This is a genomic window from Leifsonia sp. SIMBA_070, from assembly GCF_046534635.1.
In the GTDB taxonomy this organism is placed as follows: Bacteria; Actinomycetota; Actinomycetes; order Actinomycetales; family Microbacteriaceae; genus Leifsonia.
Genome location: NZ_JAWRYK010000978.1, coordinates 1 through 234 on the forward strand (window position 1 = coordinate 1; position 234 = coordinate 234).

General features: G+C 24.8%; 1 protein-coding gene. It reads left to right on the forward strand.

The genetic code is table 11. From position 1 onward, the window contains the following. On the forward strand, positions 1 to 234 hold a 234-nt coding region (locus SB754_RS23090), incomplete at both ends, for a hypothetical protein (RefSeq protein ID WP_410784578.1).

Here is a 234-nt window from a genome sequence, read left to right on the forward strand (position 1 = left end):
AAAGGTGATTCTGTGAAGAAATTATTAGAAAAAAGACTTGCGTACCTTTATAAAGGTGAAAGAAACGCAATAATTGTTTTTATTGTTATAAGTTATTTATATAACTTTGCATTTCCCAGTATACAATTATATTCATTGTTTTCTTTTTGGACATCATTTCTTCTTTTGGAATTTATTTTATTACAAGGAACCATTTATTGGTATAAAAAATGGGATCGTTTAAGAAAAGAAAAT